This window comes from Roseivivax sp. GX 12232 (assembly GCF_021272185.1).
Lineage (GTDB): Bacteria > Pseudomonadota > Alphaproteobacteria > Rhodobacterales > Rhodobacteraceae > Roseivivax.
Genome location: NZ_JAJSEC010000004.1, coordinates 290,900 through 307,607, shown reverse-complemented (window position 1 = coordinate 307,607; position 16,708 = coordinate 290,900). Strand labels below are relative to the sequence as shown.

Here is a 16,708-nt window from a genome sequence, read left to right as displayed (position 1 = left end):
TCGGCAAAGCACCGCGGGTGCGACCTTCTGCGCCAAGCAATCCGCCCCGGGAAGCCCCTGTTGGGTAACATTTTTTCGAGGAAAAGCGCGCGATTCCCTCCGGGCGGGCCCGGCCTGCGGGTGCCGCGCGCCGCTCAGGCGGGTTTTGCCACCGGCTTGGGCGCCAGGGCCCCCATCGGCGAGGGCGCCCGCTCTCCGACGCCGCGCGGCCGGGGCGGGTAGCGCTTCTTGGCGCGCACCACCATGACGCCGCCCGCCATGATCGCCGGGACAGCCCGGCCGATGCGCTCCCAGAAAGGTCCGGTCTTCATCCAGAAACGCCGGGTCGAGGGCGGCTGATACAGAAGCGAGATGTGATCCTCGGGCAGGAAGTCGTGCCAGGACAAGAGGTTCTCGAGCTGGCTGGCCGAATAGGGCCGCCCGTAGCCGAAGGGCGTCCGGTCCGACCGCGCCCAGAGCCCGGTGCGGTTCGGCACGATGAAGAGCGCCTCGCCCCCCGGCCCCAGCACCCGGTAACATTCGTCGAGCAGCGCCGAGGCGTCCTCGGAGGTCTCGAGCCCGTGCATGACCACCAGCCGGTCGACATGCCCGGTCTCGAGCGGCCATTGCGTCTCGTCGCAAAGAACCGAGACATTGGGCAGGCCCGCGGGCCAGGGGATCACCCCCTGCGGTCCCGGCATCAGCGCCACCACCCGGCGGCTGTCACCGAGAAAGGGCCGCAGGAGCGGCGCGGCGAAGCCGTAGCCCACCACCGTATGGCCATGGGTGTCGGGCCAGGTTGCGCGCACCTCGTCGCGGATGATCTTCTGCGCCGCGCGGCCCAGGGCGTTGCGGTAGTAGAAGTTGCGCAGGTCGCGCACGTCGAGATGCATTGCCGGGCCCCTGCCGCCGTCCTAGCCTTAGTCAAAACCCTGACAAAGACGGAGCCAAAAGGCCATGCCTCTCGATCTCGTCACCGTGCCCTGCCTCTCGGACAACTACGCCTACCTGATCCATGACGCCGAAAGCGGCGCCACCGCCGTGGTGGACGTGCCCGAGGCGGCGCCGATCGCCGCGGCGCTCGAGGCGCGCGGCTGGCAGCTCTCGGAGGTCTGGATCACCCACCACCACGCCGACCACGTCCAAGGGCTCGACGAACTTCTGAAGGGCCGTGAGGTCACCGTGACCGGCTGCGGCGCCGATGCCAGCCGCCTGCCGCCCCTCGACCGCCGCGTCGGCGAGGGCGAGAGCTTCGACTTCGCCGGCGAGGCGGTCCACGTCATGGACGTCTCGGGCCATACGGTGGGCCATATCGCCTTCCACCTGCCGCAAAGCGGGCTCGCCTTCACCGCCGACAGCCTGATGGCGCTTGGCTGCGGGCGGGTCTTCGAGGGCACCATGGAGCAGATGTGGGAGAGCCTGTCGAAACTGGCCCGGCTGCCCGCCGAGACGGTGATCTGCTCGGGCCATGAATACACCACCGCCAACGGCCGCTTCGCGATCACCATTGAACCGGAGAACAAGGCGCTTATTTCTCGTATAGAGGCGGTGGCCGAGGCGCGGGCGAAGGGCGAGCCGACGGTCCCGTCGCGTCTGAGCGATGAACTGGCAACCAACCCCTTCCTGCGGGCGGGTGATGCCCCGGTCCGAGAGGCCCTCGGAATGACGGATGCACCCGCAGCGGAAGTCTTCGCAGAGATCCGGCGACGCAAGGATGCGTTCTGATCTGCCCGCGACCGCGGCGATCACGCTACGCTTCCCCGGAGTTGACCGGGCTCGACCTAGAAAACGCTTGAAGCAATGGGTCAATCGACCGAACCTTGACTTCAAGAGGCAAAGCCGAGGCGGCACGCCCCGGCGTCAATAAGAGGAGCATCGCCGGTGCCTTCATTCTCGAACTCCCTTGAGCAGGCCATCCATGCAGCCCTGGCGCTCGCGAACTCGCGCAGCCACGAGTTCGCGACGCTTGAACACCTCCTCCTGGCGCTCATCGACGAGCCCGACGCGGCCCGCGTGATGAAGGCCTGCGACGTCGACACCGAGGAGCTGCGCACCACGCTGGTGGAATTCATCGACGACGACCTGTCGAACCTCGTGACCGACATCGAGGGCTCCGAGGCCGTGCCGACCGCCGCCTTCCAGCGGGTGATCCAGCGCGCCGCGATTCACGTGCAGTCCTCGGGCCGGACCGAGGTCACCGGCGCCAACGTGCTGGTGGCGATCTTCGCCGAGCGCGAGTCCAATGCCGCCTACTTCCTGCAGGAGCAGGACATGACCCGCTACGACGCGGTGAACTTCATCGCCCACGGCGTGGCGAAGAACCCCGCCTACGGCGAAAGCCGCCCGGTGCAGGGCGCCACCGAAGAGGAAGAGGCCCAGGCCACCGATGCCGGCGGCCCCGCCGACGACGGCAAGGAATCGGCGCTGGCGAAATACTGCGTCGACCTCAACGCCAAGTCCCGCAAGGGCGACGTCGATCCGCTGATCGGCCGCGAAAGCGAGGTCGAGCGCTGCATCCAGGTGCTCTGCCGCCGCCGCAAGAACAACCCGCTCCTGGTGGGTGACCCGGGCGTCGGCAAGACCGCCATCGCCGAGGGCCTGGCGCGCAAGATCGTCAACGGCCAGACCCCCGAGGTGCTGTCCAAGACCACGATCTTCTCGCTCGACATGGGCGCGCTGCTCGCAGGCACCCGCTACCGCGGCGACTTCGAGGAGCGGCTGAAGGCCGTCGTCACCGAGCTCGAGGAACACCCCGACGCGGTGCTCTTCATCGACGAGATCCACACCGTGATCGGCGCCGGCGCCACCTCGGGCGGGGCCATGGATGCCTCCAACCTGCTGAAGCCCGCGCTTCAGGGCGGCAAGCTGCGCACCATGGGCTCCACCACCTACAAGGAGTTCCGCCAGCACTTCGAGAAGGACCGCGCGCTGAGCCGCCGGTTCCAGAAGATCGACGTGAACGAGCCGACGGTCGAGGACAGCGTGAAGATCCTCAAGGGCCTCAAGCCCTACTTCGAGGAACACCACGCGATCAAATACACCAACGACGCGATCAAGACCGCCGTCGAGCTTTCGGCGCGCTACATCAACGACCGCAAGCTGCCCGACAAGGCGATCGACGTGATCGACGAGGCCGGCGCGGCGCAGCATCTGCTGGCCGAGAGCAAGCGGCGCAAGTCGATCGGCACCAAGGAGATCGAGGCCGTCGTCGCCAAGATCGCGCGGATCCCGCCGAAGAACGTCTCGAAGAACGATGCCGAGGTGCTGAAGGACCTCGAGGCGACGCTGAAGCGCGTGGTCTTCGGGCAGGACCAGGCCATCGAGGCGCTGTCCTCGGCGATCAAGCTGGCCCGGGCAGGCCTGCGCGAGCCCGACAAGCCGATCGGCAACTACCTCTTCGCCGGCCCCACCGGCGTCGGCAAGACCGAGGTCGCCAAGCAGCTCTCGGACAGCCTCGGGGTGGAACTCCTGCGCTTCGACATGTCGGAATACATGGAGAAACACGCGGTCTCCCGCCTGATCGGCGCGCCTCCGGGCTATGTCGGCTTCGACCAGGGCGGCCAGCTCACCGACGGGGTGGACCAGCATCCGCACTGCGTGCTCCTGCTCGACGAGATCGAGAAGGCGCACCCGGATGTCTACAACATCCTGTTGCAGGTGATGGACCATGGCACGCTGACCGACCACAACGGCCGGACGGTCGACTTCCGCAACGTGATCCTGATCATGACCTCGAACGCGGGCGCCACCGAACAGGCCAAGGCGGCCATCGGCTTCGGCCGCGACCGCCGCGAGGGCGAGGACACGGCGGCGATCGAGCGGACCTTCACGCCGGAGTTCCGCAACCGCCTGGACGCGGTGATCAGCTTCCAGCCGCTGCCCAAGTCGACGATCCTGCAGGTGGTCGAGAAGTTCGTCCTGCAGCTCGAGGCGCAGCTCCTGGACCGCAATGTCACCATCGAGCTCACCAAGCCCGCCGCCGAATGGCTGGCCGAACGGGGCTACGACGACAAGATGGGCGCGCGCCCCTTGGGCCGCGTGATCCAGGAGCACATCAAGAAGCCGCTGGCCGAGGAGCTTCTGTTCGGCAAGCTCGCCAAGGGCGGCGTGGTCCGCGTCGCGGTCAAGGACGGCGAGCTGGACCTGCAGCTCGACGGCCCCGAGAAACGGCGCCTGTCCTCGAAGAAGCCGCCGCTTCTGACCGCCGAGTGATGCGCGCCGCGCTTGCGGCCCTGATCCTGACGACCTCCGCCGCGCCCGTCGCGGCGGAGGTTTTTTTGTCCTGGCCGGTGGATTGCGCCCTCGGCGAAAGCTGCGTGATCGAGGATTACGTCGACGCCGACCCGGGCCCCGGCCAGCAGGATTACACCTGCGGGGTGAAAAGCCGCGACGGCCATTCCGGCACCGACATCGCGCTTCTGACCGAGGCGCAGATGCAGGCGGGCGTCGCGGTCCTCGCCGCCGCGCCGGGCCGGGTGGCGGCGGTGCGCGAGGGGCTGGCCGACCGGCGGCTCACCGACCGGCGCCAGGTGGCCGAGGTGGAATGTGGCAACGGCGTCCGCATCGACCACGGCGGCGGGCTCGAGACGCTTTATTGCCACCTGCGCGCGGGCTCGGTCGCGGTTTCGCCCGGCCAACGCGTCACGCGCGGCGCGGTGCTGGGCCAGATCGGCATGTCGGGGCTGACGAACTTCCCGCATCTGCATTTCACCGTTCTGGACGAGGGCCGCGCCATCGACCCCTTCGCCCCCGAGGCCGAGGAGCGCTGTGGCATAGACGGCCCCTCTCTTTGGCAGGAGCCGCCCGGCTACGACCCTGCGGGGCTTTACACCGCGGGCTTCAGCGACGCGGTGCCCGACCTGCGCGCGGTGCAGGACGGCTCGGCCCGGCGCGCGACCCTGCCCCCCGATGCCGCGCTGGTGCTTTACGGCCATGTCTTCCTGGCCAAACCGGGCGACACGCTCCTGATCCACGCGAGGGGCCCGCAGGGCGCGGTCTTCGCCCAGTCGGTGCTGCTGGATGCGCCCGAGCGGCAGCTCTTCCGCGCCTACGGACGGCGCGCGCCGGCCATGGGCTGGCCCTCGGGGGGCTACCGGGGTGAGGTGCGGCTCATGCGCGGCGAGAGCGTCCTGGCGGTCCGCCAGGCCTTCGTGACGGTGCGCTAGGCCACCTCACTTCTCGGTCAGCTTGAGCTCGATCCGGCGGTTGCGGGCCCGCGCCTCGGGCGTGTCGGCCCGGTCGATCGGCTGGTATTCCCCGAAGCCATTGGCCGAAAGCCGCCCCGGCGCGATGCCCTGCGCCTCGGAGAGGAAGCGCACCACCGACAGCGCCCGCGCCTGGCTCAGCTCCCAGTTGTCGGCGAACTCCGCCCCGGGCAGCAGCGGGCGATCGTCGGTATGCCCGTCGACGCGGATCACCCAGTCGATCTGCTCGGGGATGATGTCCGAGATTTCGCGCAGGATGTCGGCCACCCCGGCGATCTCGCGCCGCCCCAGGGCCGAGAGATCGGCCGAGCCGGGCGCAAAAAGCACCTCGGAGGAGAAGACGAAGCGGTCGCCCTCGATGCGCACGCCCTCGCGGTCGGCCAGGAGGTCGCGCAGCTCGGCGAAGAACTCCGAGCGATAACGCGCGAGGTCCTGGTTCTCGGCCTCGAGCCGGGCCGCGCGCTCCTCTTCGAGCCGCCGGGCCTCTTCCTCGGCCTGCCGCCGGGCGCGTTCCTCGGCGGCGGCGCGGGCCAGCGCGGCGTTGAGCCGCGAGCCGAGGTTGTCGATCTGCACCTGCGCCTCGGCGTCGGCCACCTCGGCGGCATCCAGCGTCGCCTGCAGCGATGCCAGCTGCCGGCGCAGGGCGGCGACCTGCTGGTTCATCACCTCGGTCTCGCGCTCGGCGCTGCTGGCGCGGTCCTGCTCCTCCGAGAGCCTTTCGCGGGCGGCGGCCAGAAGCACCTGCTGGCGCTCGGCCTCGCTCATGGCCTCTTCGGCCTCCGAGGCGGCGGCGACCTGGGCGGCGAGCGCCTGGGCCAGGTCCTCGCGCAGCTCCTCGGCGGTCCGGCCCGCGGCCTCCTCGCCCGAGAGCGCGGCGGCGAGCCGCTGGTTCAGCTCCTCCTCGGCGGCGCGGGCGGCGGCCAGAAGCGTCAGCGTCTCCTCGGCCTCGCGGCGGCGCTCTTCGAGGCGCAGGGTCATGGCGGTCAGCTCGGCATCGGCGGATTCGAGCCGTGCACGCAGCGCCCGGGCGGCCTCGGCCTCGGCGAGCCGCGCGGCCTCTTCCTCGCTCAGCGCCTGGTCCAGCTCCTCGACCTCGCCCGCGAGCCGCGCCACCTGGGCATCCGCATCGGCGTTCTTGTCGCGCAGATCGGCCACCAGCGCCTCGAGCGCCTCGCGCCGGGCGGCGGCGAGCCGCGCCGCCTCGGCTCCGGCGTCGATCTCGTCGCGGGCCTCGGCCAGCGCGAGGTTCAGCGCCTCCTGTTCGCTCAGGAGCTCCTCGCGCGCGGTCTCCAGCTCCTCGCGGGTCGCCAGCAGCTCGGCGATCCGGCCCTCGGCGTCCTCCTGCTCAGACAGAAGCGCCGCCACGCGGTCCTCGAAATCGCCGATCCGGCCCTGCGCCTCGGCCAGGGCCGCGTCCTGCCGCGCCCGTTCCGCCGACAGCGCCGCGATGATGCTTTCCTGTTCGACGATGCGTGTGTCGCGGTCGTCCAGCGTCGATTCCAACTCGCCCAGCCGGGTCTCGAGCGAGCTGTTGCGCCGTTCCGCCATGCCCAGTTCATCGGAAAGCGCGGCGATCTGCTCGCTCAGCGAGGACAGCCGCGTCTCCTGCCCGGTGATCGTCTCGCGCAGGACCGCCTGGATCACCAGGAAGATCGTCAGGACGAACATCAGGACCAGCAGCAGCCCGGTCATCGCGTCCACGAAGCCCGGCCAGATCGAGGCCTGGAACCGCTGACCCGTGCGCCGCGACAGCGCCATGGCTCAGCCCTCCTGCCGGCGGGTCACGCGCTGGGGGCGCACCGGCGTCTCGCCGCCCGGGGCGGGCGCGGACTGGCGGCTCATCTGGCCGATCACCCGGCTCAGCGCGGCCAGGTCGGTGCGGATCTCGGCCATGCTTTCCTGCCGGCCGGCGGACATTTCCTCGAGGATGCGCAGCATCTGCACGTCGATCGAGCGCAGCCGCATCCGGCTTTCCGCGTCGAGCCCGGTCTCTTCCTGGTGCGACAGCGCCTCGATCAGCCGCTCCTGGCCCTCGGCCAGCCGCGCGAAGGTCGCCGCCGAGGGCGAGGAAGCCTCGATCCGCTCGGTCATCCGCTCGACGCTGTCGGCAAGCTGCGCCAGCCGGGTCTCGACATCGCTGCGGTTGTCCTCGGAGCGCAGGTAGAGCTGGCGCATGGTGTCGAGCTGGTCGGCCACCTGTTCCAGCGCCACCGCCGCGCCCGACATCTCGCCCGCGCCCTCGCCGTCGCTGGCCGAGACCCCGATGCGGGTGATCGAGGAGAGCCATTCCTCGAGCTCGCGGTAAAAGCGGTTCTGCCCGTGGCCCGCGAAAAGCTCCAGCAGCCCCACGATCAGCGATCCGGCGAGCCCCAGGAGCGAGGAGGCGAAGGCGATGCCCATGCCGCCGAGCTGCCCCTCGAGCCCGTTCATCAGCCGCGAGAAGACATCGACCCCGGTCTCGCCCTCCTGCGGGGCCAGCCCGCGGATCGTCTCGACCAGCGCCGGCACCGTGGTGGCGAGCCCCCAGAAGGTGCCGAGGAGCCCCAGGAAGATCAGCAGCGAGACGATGTAGCGGGTGATCTCGCGCGCCTCGTCGATCCGCTGGGCGACGGAATCGAGGATCGACCGGGTCGAGGTGGTGGTGATCTTCATCCGCCGCCCGCGCGCCCGCATGAGCTGCGCCAGCGGCGCCAGAAGCTGCGGCGCCCGGCCCGAATGCGCCCCGCCCCGGGCGAAATTCTCGATCCAGCGCACCGAATACATCAGCTGCGCCACCTGCCAGAAGCAGGCCAGCACGCCGAGGATGAAGACAAAAAGGATGAAAGCGTTGAGATAGGGGTTGGCGGTGAAGACCGGCAGCACCGAGGGCAGCGCCATGACCGCGCCGAAGGCCGACAGGCCCAGCACCGCCAGCATCAGGACCACCTGACGCAGCGGTTGGGAGAAATGCGGCTCGGCCTCGAGGTCCGGTTGATCCAAGGGGATCGCTCCTGACGCTGGTTGTTTCGCCCGGACCCTAGACCCTTGCCCGGATCAAGCCAAGTTCTATGCCACCAGCTCGCGCACCCGCTGGTCGAGCCATTGCAGCTCTGCATCGGGAATGCCCAGCTCGCGCAGATGCGCGGCGGTGTTGAACAGATACTCGGTGTTCGGCCCGCGCCCGCCATGGGCCCCGGCGATGATCCCGGCCTGTTCCTCGAGCGGCAGCTCGCAATATTGCCCGTGGTCGGGGTCGATCACATAGACCAGCGCGGTGACCTCGCGCCCGTCGACGAGCTTCAGCGGCAAGAGCCGTTCGAGATAGGCCGCCGAGACCAGCTCGCGTTCGCGCAGGTAGGCCAGGACCTCTTCGCTCTGCCCGGGGGCGGCGGCCAGGGCCAGCCCGTCGCAATAGCTGCCGTGTTCCTCGTCGAGCGCCAGCACCAGCCCCGGGTCCTCGGGGGTGCCGCGGTGATGGATCGAGCGCATGCAGAAGCTGCGCCGGTAGCCATCGAGCCGCGCCGGCACGGTTTCGCTCACTTCAAAGCCCGGATTCCACAGAAGTGATCCGTAACCGAAGACCCAAAGCGTCATGGTTTCTGGTCCTTTTCCTTCACCGGCTCTAAACACGGATCGACTTTGCGGGAAAGGTGGTTGCGCGTGAAACGACTGACAATACTGGTTCTGCTCCTGGCGCTGGCCTGGTCCGGGGTCTGGCTCTGGCAGGCGCGGGCGCTTAGGGCCGAGATCGACGACCGGCTGGCGGCGCTGCGCGCCGAGGGCTGGACCGCCGGGGCCGAGGAGATCGCCCTGCGCGGCTTCCCGAACCGGCTCGACGCGCGATTCACCGACCTGGCGCTGGCGCCGCCCGAGGGCCCGCTCTGGGAGGTGCCGGAGCTGCAGGTCATGCAGCTGGTCTACAACCCCGGCCATGTGATCCTCGCCGCCCGCGGCGAGCAGCGCATCTCGCAAGGCGACACGGTCTATCAGCTTGCCAGCGAGGGCCTGCGCGCCAGCCTGGTCTGGCAGGAGGGCGCGCTCGACCGCGCCAACCTCGAGGCCGGGCGGCTGAGCCTGACCCGCGCCGACCTCGGCGCGCTGCATCTCGCCGATCTGACCGGCGCGCTGCGCCAGGGCCCGAGCGACTGGCAGGCCGCGCTGCAGGCGAGCCCCGTCTCCGGCCCCGAGGCCGCCCCCGGCGCGGCCCGGCTCAGCGCCGACCTGCGGCTCTCCGCCGAGGGTCTGCCCGCGCCGCACCGGCTCACCGCGCTGGAGCTCTCGCGGCTGGCCTATGGCGATGCCGAGGGCGAGCTGATGCTCTCGGGCCCGCTCGAGTTCGACGGCAAGGGCCGCGCCGAGGGCGCGCTGACACTGACTGCCGAGGGCTGGCCCGCGCTGATCGAGGGCGCCCGCCGCGAGGGCGCGCTGCCGCCCGCGGCGCTGTCGCTGACCGAGAACCTGCTTTCGGGCGTGGCGGCCTTCCAGGGCGGCGGCACGACGCTGAGCCTGCCGCTCGACATCGACAAGGGCCAGGTCAAGCTCGGCCCGCTGCCGCTCGGACGGCTGCCCGCCCTGCCCCGCTCCTGAGCGCCGGGGCGGCGCTGGGGCGGCACCGTGGCGAACCACCGCCCCGACGGCGCCGCCGCCTGACCCCGGGTCGCGGCGGCCGAGCCCGCCGCCCCTCTTGCCATGCCCCGCCCCGCGCCCGAGAGTGGGGCCCATGAGCGACAGTTTGGCCCAGCGCATCGCGCAAGAGCGCGACGAGATCATCGCCCTCACCCAGGCGCTTCTGCGCGTGCCGACGCTGAACCCGCCCGGCGCGCATTACCGCGACATCTGCGAGGACATCGCCCGACGGCTCGAGCCGCGCGGCTTCACGGTGCAGATGATCCGCGCCGAGGGCGCCCCGGGCGACAGCGACGCCTATCCGCGCTGGAACATGCTGGCCCGCCGCGAGGGCACGCGCCCCGGCGACTGCCTGCATTTCAACTCGCATATCGACGTGGTCGAGGTCGGCCATGGCTGGACCCGCGACCCCTTCGGCGCGGAACTGGAGGGCGACCGGATCTACGGCCGCGGCGCCTGCGACATGAAGGGCGGGCTCGCCGCCTCGATCATCGCGGTCGAGGCCTTCCTCGAGGAACACCCCGATTTCGCCGGGGCCATCGAGATCTCCGCCACCGGCGACGAGGAATCGGGCGGCTACGGCGGCGTCGCGCATCTCGCGCGCGAAGGCTGGTTCAACCCCGCGCGGGTGCAGCATGTCATCATCCCCGAGCCGCTCGGCAAGGACCGGATCTGCCTCGGCCACCGCGGCGGCTGGTGGGCCGAGATCGAGACCAAGGGCGAGATCGCCCATGGCTCCATGCCCTTCCTCGGCGATTGCGCGGTGCGCCACATGGGCGCGGTGCTGGACGCCTTCGAGCGCGACCTCTTCCCTGCCCTCGCCGCGCGCCGCACCGAGATGCCGGTGATCCCCGACGGGGCGCGCAATTCCACCATGAACATCAACGCGATCCACGGCGGCCAGCCCGAGGAGCCCGAAGGCAGCACCGCGCTGCCGGTGCACTGCGTGCCCGACAGCTGCCGGATCACCGTCGACCGCCGCTTCCTGATCGAAGAGGGCGTGGAGGCGGTCGAGGCCGAGATGCGCGGCCTCCTTGAGGGGCTGAAGGCCGAGCGCCCGCGCTTCGACTACGACCTGCGCGAGATCAACCGCGTGCTGCCCTCGATGACCGCGCCCGAGGCGCCGGTGGTCACCACTCTCGAGGCCGCCATCGCCGAGACCCTCGGCGGCCCCGCCCAGCACGTCGCCTCGCCCGGCAGCTACGACCAGAAGCACATCGACCGGATCGGGCGGCTGAAGAACTGCGTGGCCTATGGTCCGGGCATCCTCGAGCTGGCCCATAAGCCCGACGAATGGATCGGCGTGACCGACATGCTCGACAGCGCCCGCGTCATGGCCCGGGTGATGCAGAAACTGCTGCTGCCCGGCTGACCGCGCCGGGTGAAGGCGCCCGCGACCGGATCTAAGTCCGCGCCCGGCGCCGCCTCCAGTCGCCATAAGGCGCCCGCGCCGCCGGGCGCCTCGCGCGACGCGCCACGCATGACGCCAACGAAAGCCCCGCAAAGCCGCGCCCGGCTCCGTCTCCAATCCTCACATGGCGCGGCGTCCCTTGAGTGCCGCGCCGCCCTCCCAGAGGCCCAGACCACCAAGCGCCTCCCCGATCCCTTCCTCAAGCGCCCTGCCTGCTCCCGACCCAAGGCCCCCACACCACACCCTCCCCCGGCGTGCCGTCCTTCAACGCCCCGGACCCGACACCAGCAACCAACGCCTGAACCAAGCCCAAACAAGCACCACCCCCCCCTGCTTCAGCTTGGCAAAAATACCTCGGGGAGCGCGAGGGGCTGGCCCCTCGCTCCCGCCCGCGCCACCAGCCCCTTACGCAAGACTATCGCGGAACGTCGGCAAGAGGTCCCCGTCAGAACCCTCGGCCTCCCAGACCCCCCGCGCGATCGCCCGCGCCATGACCACCGCGCCCGCGTGGCCCAGCGCCGAGAGCTCCAGCGCCGGGTCGGAGAGCGCCCGCGCGCCGGTCGCCGCGGCGAAGACCAGGTCGCCGTCCATGGGCGAATGCGCGGGCTGGATCGCGCGGGCGAGCCCGTCGTGGGCCGCGACCGCCAACCGGTGGCACTGCGCCTTGTCGAGCGCGGCATCGGTCGCCACCACGCCGATGGTGGTGTTGGAAAGCCCCGCCATGGCGGCGAGCTTCTTCGAGGGTGGCGGCGGCCGGTAGCCTTGCGCCGGGTCCGGCCCGAGCCCGCCGAACTCCGCGCCGATCTCGAAGGGGGCGGCGTGGAAATGCCGGCCCGAGGCGGTGGTCACGCAGCCCATGGGGTTCACCGCGACCAGTGCCGCCACCGTCACGCCGTTCTCCAGGACCAACGAGGCCGAGCCGAGCCCGCCTTTCACCTGCGCGGTCTGCGCGCCCATGCCCGCGCCCTGGCTGCCGAGCGCAAACTCCGCCCCCGCCGCCTCCAGCGCCGCGCGGCCGAGCGCAGGATAGGGGTTCTCGCCCCAGGCCTTGTCGCCGCCATTCAGCAGGTCGAAAAGGATCGCCGCGGGCACGATGGGCACCCGCGCCGAGAGCACCGGGAAGCCGCGGCCGGCCTCGGCCAGGGCGTCCATCACCCCCTGTGCGGCGGCGAGCCCGAAGGCCGAGCCGCCCGAGAGCACCAGCGCATCGGCCCCGGGCGCGGTCTTGTCGGGGGCCAGAAGGTCGGTCTCGCGGGTGCCGGGCGCGCCGCCCTGGACGGAGACCGAGGCGGTGAAGGGCTCATCCCCGGTCAGCACCGTGACCCCCGATTTCAACCGCGCGTCGCCGGCGTTGCCGACCCTCAGCCCCTGGATGTCGGTGATCAGGTTGCGGGGCCCCGGGCGGGGGTCAGATACAGCGGCCACCATCCACCTCCAGCGCGGTTCCGGTGATCATCGCGGCCTCGTCCGAGGCCAGGAAAAGCGCCGCATTGGCCAGGTCGCCCGGCGTCGAGAAGCGCCCCAGCGGGATGGTCGCGAGGAACTTCGCGCGCATCTCCGGCGTGTCCTCGCCGAGGAAGGAGGCCAGAAGCGGCGTCTCGCCCGCGACCGGGCAGAGCGCGTTCACCCGCACCCCGAAGGGCGCCAGCTCCACCGCCATGGTCTTGGTCGCGGTCACCATCCAGCCCTTCGAGGCGTTGTACCAGTTGAGCTTCGGGCGCGGCGAGAGCCCCGCGGTCGAGGCGACGTTCACGATGGCGCCCCGGCCCGCCGCCTTCATCGCGGGCACCAGCGCCCGGGCGGTCAGATAGACCGACTTGCAGTTGACCGCGAAGACCCGGTCGAACTCGGCCTCGGAGACCTCCTCGAGCGGGGTCGGCATATGCGTCACCCCGGCGTTGTTCACCAGGAGGTCGACCCCGCCCATGACCTCCTGGGCGCGGCGGGCCATGGCCTCGACCGAGGGGCCCGAGCCCACGTCGGCGCGGGCGGCCAGCCCGCCGATCTCCTCGGCGACGGCGCGGGCGGCCTCCTCGTTGATGTCGGCGACCATGACCCTCGCGCCCTCGGCGGCGAAGCGCCGGGCGATGCCCGCGCCGAAACCCGAGCCGCCGCCGGTCACGATGGCGCGTTTTCCCTCAAGTCGCATGGATCTCCTCTCCTGCCGCCAGATCCGCGGGCAAGACCGGCGCGGCGGCAATCAGCTCCTGGGTATAGGCGTGGCGCGGGCGCGCCAGGACCTCCTCGGTGGGCCCTTCCTCGACGATCTCGCCGCGCCGCAGGACCAGGACGCGGGTGGTGATCCCGCGCACCACCGAAAGGTCGTGCGAGATGAAGAGGTAGGCAAGCCCGTAGTCCTCGGAGAGCCGGGCGATCAGGTCGAGGATGCGCGCCCGCACCCGCACGTCGAGCGCCGAGACCGCCTCGTCGAAGACGATGAAGCGCGGCCGCGTGATCAGCGCCCGGGCGATGGCGATGCGCTGGCGCTGCCCGCCCGAGAACTCGTGGATGTGCCGCGCGGCGTCCCGGCCCGAGAGGCCCACGGCTTCCAGCGCCTCGGCCACGGCGGCCTCGCGCTCGGGCCCTTTGGGCGCGCCGGGCATCAGGTGGAAGGGCTCGGCCACCAGCCGACCGACGCGGTGGCGCGGGTTGAAGCTGCCGTAGGGGTCCTGGAAGACCACCTGCATCTGCGCCCGGGTCTCGGGCGGGGTGGCGCGGGCCGAGACCGGCACGCCGCCCAGGGTGACGCCGCCCGCCTCGGGTGCCTCGAGCCCCAGGAGCGCCCGGGTCAGCGTCGACTTCCCCGAGCCCGATTCGCCCACGAGCCCCACCCGCTCGCCGGCGCGGATGCCGAAGCCCACCTCGGAAAGCGCCCGGAAGCGCGGGCGTGGTGCGAAGAGCCTCTTGCGCGGCAGCGCGTAGGACTGCGAGAGCTTCGAGACCTCGAGAAGCGGCGGGCCGGGCGGGCGCGGCGCCAGTGCCGCGCGGTGCCGGGAGGCCGCGAAGAGCGCCCGGGTATAGGCGTGGCGCTGCGCGGCGAAGACCTCGCCGGTGGGCCCGGTCTCGACGATCTCGCCGCGGTTCATCACCGCGATCCGGTCGGCCAGCCCGTGCACAACCGCCAGGTCGTGGGTGATGAGCAGAAGGCCCATGCCCTCCTCCCGGGCGAGCCGGCGCAACAACTCGAGGATGCGCGCCTGGGTCGTCACGTCCAGCGCGGTCGTCGGCTCGTCGGCGATCAGGAGCTTGGGGCGCAGCACGGTCGCCATGGCGATCACCACGCGCTGGCGCTGCCCGCCGGAAAGCTCGTGCGGGAAGCGCGACAGCGGGATCTCGGACAGCCCCACCCGGTCGAGCGCGGCGCGCGCCAGGGTCTCGGCCTCGCCGCGCCCAAGCGGGCGGTGCAGCCGCGCGGTCTCGGCCACCTGCCGCCCGATGGGCTGGACCGGGTTCAGCGCGGTCATCGGCTCCTGGAAGACCATGCCCATGGTCGCGCCGCGCAGCGCGCAGAGCGCCTTTTCCGAGCGCCCCGTGACCTCGGCCCCGTCGACCGAGATGCGCCCGGTCACCCCCGCCACCCGGGGCAGGAGCCCCATGACCGCCAGCGCCGTCATCGACTTGCCCGAGCCGCTCTCGCCGGTCAGGGCAAGGATCTCTCCGGGCGCGATCTCGAGCGAGACATCGCGCAGGATCGGCCCGCCGATGGCCACCGAGAGCTCTTCGATCGACAGGACGCTCATGCCCGCACCTCGCGCAGCTTCGGGTCGAGCGCATCGCGCAGCCCGTCGCCCAGGAGGTTCAGCCCGAGCACGCTGAAGACGATGGCGAGCCCCGGCATCAGCGCCACATGCGGCGCCAGCGCCACCATGGTCTGCGCATCGGCCAGCATCCGCCCCCAGGAGGGCACCGGCGGCTGCGCGCCGAGCCCCACGTAGGAGAGCCCCGCCTCGGCCAGGATGCCCAGCGAGAACTGGATGGTGCCCTGCACGATCAGGAGGTTGGTGACATTGGGCAGGATATGTTCGACGGAGATCCGCACCCGCCCCTTGCCCGCGACGCGCGCGGCCATGATGAACTCCCGCGCCCAGAGCGCCAGCGCCGCGCCGCGCGTCAGCCGCGCGAAGACCGGCACGTTGAAAATGCCGATGGCGATGATCGCGTTCAGCGCCGAGGGCCCGGCGATGGCGGTGATCAGGATCGCGATGACCAGGCTCGGGAAGGCGAAGACAAGGTCGTTGCCGCGCATGATGACCTCGTCGAGCCAGCCGCCGTGCCGCGCGGCGGCGGCGAGGCCCAGGGGCACGCCGAGTCCCATGCCGATCCCCACCGCGACCAGCGCCACCGCCAGCGAGGTCCGCGCGCCGACCATGAGCATCGACAGGATGTCCCGCCCGAAGTGGTCAGTGCCCAGCAGATGCGCCCCGCTCGGCGCCTTCAGCCGGTCGGCGATGGCCATGCCGTCGACCGCATAGGGCGTCCAGAGATAGGACAGAAGGGCCGCGACCACGAAGACGAGGCTCAGCGCCGCCCCGGGGGCCAGCCTGCGGATCATGCCCGCCGCCTCAGCCGCGGGTCGACGGCGGCATAGGCCATGTCGGTCAGGAAGGTCACCAGGATCACCGCGAAGACCAGGAGCATGACCACGCTCTCCACGACGATCAGGTCGCGCTGCGAGATCGCCTGGAAGATCAGCCGCCCGAGGCCCGGCAGGAAGAAGACCTGCTCGATGATGATCGCGCCGGCCAGCAGGAAGGAGAACTGCAGGCCGAGGATCGTCAGCACCGGGATCAGCGCGTTGCGCACCCCGTGCCGCCAGAGCGCCTGGGCGCGGGTCAGCCCCTTGGCCCGCGCGGTGCGCATGAAGTCCTCGGCCAGGATGTCGATCAGCGCCGAGCGCATGACCCGCGCGAGGATCGCCGCCTGCGGCAGCGCCAGCGCCACCGCCGGCAGGGTCAGCGCCTTGAGGGCGGCGCCGGGATCCTCCCAGCCCGGGAAGCCGCCGGCGGAGAACCAGCCGAGGTTGATCGCGAAGAGCAGCACAAGCAGCATGGCGAACCAGAAGTTCGGCACCGCGATGCCGAGCTGCGTCGCCCCCATGACCGCGAAATCCCCCGCCTCGCCGCGCCGCGAGGCCGCCAGGAGCGCCGCCGGAAAGGCCAGCGCGGTCGACAGCACCAGCGCGTAGAGCGCCAGCGGCAGCGAGATCCAGAGCCGGTCCATGACCATCTCCGAGACCGGCGTGCGATAGGTGTAGGACATGCCGAAATCGCCGGTCACCATGCCGCCGACCCAGGCCAGGTAGCGTTGCCATTTCGGCAGGTCGAGCCCCAGCTCGGCGCGCAGCGCCGCCACCGTGTCGGGCTGGGCGTTGATGCCCAGCATGAAGCTGGCCGGATCGCCGGGCGCCACCTCGACCACCAGGAAGATGACCAGCGAGGCGACGACAAGCGACAGGCCGAGCGAGACCAGGCGGCGAAGGGCATATGCCAGCATGGGGGGCAGGTTAGGG

General features: G+C 71.1%; 14 protein-coding genes. 5 read left to right on the top strand and 9 right to left on the bottom strand.

Translation table 11 applies throughout. The features are described from left to right. Positions 1–134: 134 nt before the first annotated feature. Positions 135–872 (bottom strand): class I SAM-dependent methyltransferase, encoded by a 738-nt coding sequence (locus LR948_RS09815; protein ID WP_232753834.1) that lies wholly within the window; start codon positions 870–872, stop codon positions 135–137. Positions 873–936: 64 nt separating this feature from the next. Here LR948_RS09815 and gloB point away from each other — a divergent pair, with 64 nt between their 5' ends. From gloB to LR948_RS09800, 3 genes are all read left to right on the top strand, one after another. Beyond that, a complete protein-coding gene (gene gloB / locus LR948_RS09810; RefSeq protein WP_232753833.1) occupies positions 937–1,704 on the top strand; it encodes a hydroxyacylglutathione hydrolase in 768 nt (255 codons plus the stop codon). A gap of 156 nt (positions 1,705–1,860) precedes the next feature. Then, entirely contained in the window at positions 1,861–4,191 is a 2,331-nt protein-coding gene (gene clpA, locus LR948_RS09805; protein WP_232753832.1) for an ATP-dependent Clp protease ATP-binding subunit ClpA, read from the top strand. Beyond that, positions 4,191–5,144, top strand: a complete 954-nt coding sequence (locus tag LR948_RS09800; protein WP_232753831.1) for a M23 family metallopeptidase — start codon at positions 4,191–4,193, stop codon at positions 5,142–5,144. Before clpA ends, LR948_RS09800 begins: the two co-directional genes overlap by 1 nt. 6 nt (positions 5,145–5,150) lie before the next feature. On the opposite strand, the gene LR948_RS09795 is transcribed toward LR948_RS09800, so the two are convergent. From LR948_RS09795 to LR948_RS09785, 3 genes are all read right to left on the bottom strand, one after another. Further along, positions 5,151–6,941, bottom strand: a complete 1,791-nt coding sequence (locus tag LR948_RS09795) for a peptidoglycan -binding protein (protein WP_232753830.1) — start codon at positions 6,939–6,941, stop codon at positions 5,151–5,153. Positions 6,942–6,944: 3 nt separating this feature from the next. Beyond that, a complete protein-coding gene (locus LR948_RS09790) occupies positions 6,945–8,162 on the bottom strand; it encodes a biopolymer transporter ExbB (RefSeq protein WP_232753829.1) in 1,218 nt (405 codons plus the stop codon). A 66-nt stretch (positions 8,163–8,228) separates the two neighbouring features. Further along, complete coding sequence (locus LR948_RS09785) at positions 8,229–8,756, bottom strand: gamma-glutamylcyclotransferase (RefSeq protein ID WP_232753828.1); 528 nt, start codon at positions 8,754–8,756, stop codon at positions 8,229–8,231. Positions 8,757–8,822: 66 nt separating this feature from the next. Here LR948_RS09785 and LR948_RS09780 point away from each other — a divergent pair, with 66 nt between their 5' ends. Further along, positions 8,823–9,749 (top strand): DUF2125 domain-containing protein, encoded by a 927-nt coding sequence (locus tag LR948_RS09780; RefSeq protein ID WP_232753827.1) that lies wholly within the window; start codon positions 8,823–8,825, stop codon positions 9,747–9,749. A 133-nt stretch (positions 9,750–9,882) separates the two neighbouring features. Then, the gene (locus LR948_RS09775; RefSeq protein ID WP_232753826.1) at positions 9,883–11,160 is read left to right on the top strand and encodes an acetylornithine deacetylase/succinyl-diaminopimelate desuccinylase family protein; all 1,278 of its coding nucleotides are present in this window, start codon (positions 9,883–9,885) and stop codon (positions 11,158–11,160) included. A 444-nt stretch (positions 11,161–11,604) separates the two neighbouring features. Here LR948_RS09775 and LR948_RS09770 read toward each other — a convergent pair whose 3' ends face one another. From LR948_RS09770 to LR948_RS09750, 5 genes are read right to left on the bottom strand one after another with little or no spacing between them, the layout of a single operon-like run. After that, positions 11,605–12,624, bottom strand: coding sequence for a P1 family peptidase (locus LR948_RS09770; RefSeq protein ID WP_232753825.1), 1,020 nt, complete (start codon positions 12,622–12,624; stop codon positions 11,605–11,607). After that, positions 12,608–13,348: a glucose 1-dehydrogenase gene (locus LR948_RS09765; RefSeq protein ID WP_232753824.1), complete on the bottom strand. Its 741-nt coding sequence runs from the start codon at positions 13,346–13,348 to the stop codon at positions 12,608–12,610. Before LR948_RS09765 ends, LR948_RS09770 begins: the two co-directional genes overlap by 17 nt. Then, on the bottom strand, positions 13,338–14,939 hold the full coding sequence (locus LR948_RS09760; protein WP_232753823.1) for a dipeptide ABC transporter ATP-binding protein: 1,602 nt from the start codon (positions 14,937–14,939) through the stop codon (positions 13,338–13,340). Before LR948_RS09760 ends, LR948_RS09765 begins: the two co-directional genes overlap by 11 nt. Continuing rightward, entirely contained in the window at positions 14,936–15,751 is an 816-nt protein-coding gene (locus LR948_RS09755; protein WP_232753822.1) for an ABC transporter permease, read from the bottom strand. Before LR948_RS09755 ends, LR948_RS09760 begins: the two co-directional genes overlap by 4 nt. Next, positions 15,748–16,692: an ABC transporter permease gene (locus tag LR948_RS09750; RefSeq protein WP_232753821.1), complete on the bottom strand. Its 945-nt coding sequence runs from the start codon at positions 16,690–16,692 to the stop codon at positions 15,748–15,750. Before LR948_RS09750 ends, LR948_RS09755 begins: the two co-directional genes overlap by 4 nt. Positions 16,693–16,708 lie beyond the last annotated feature (16 nt).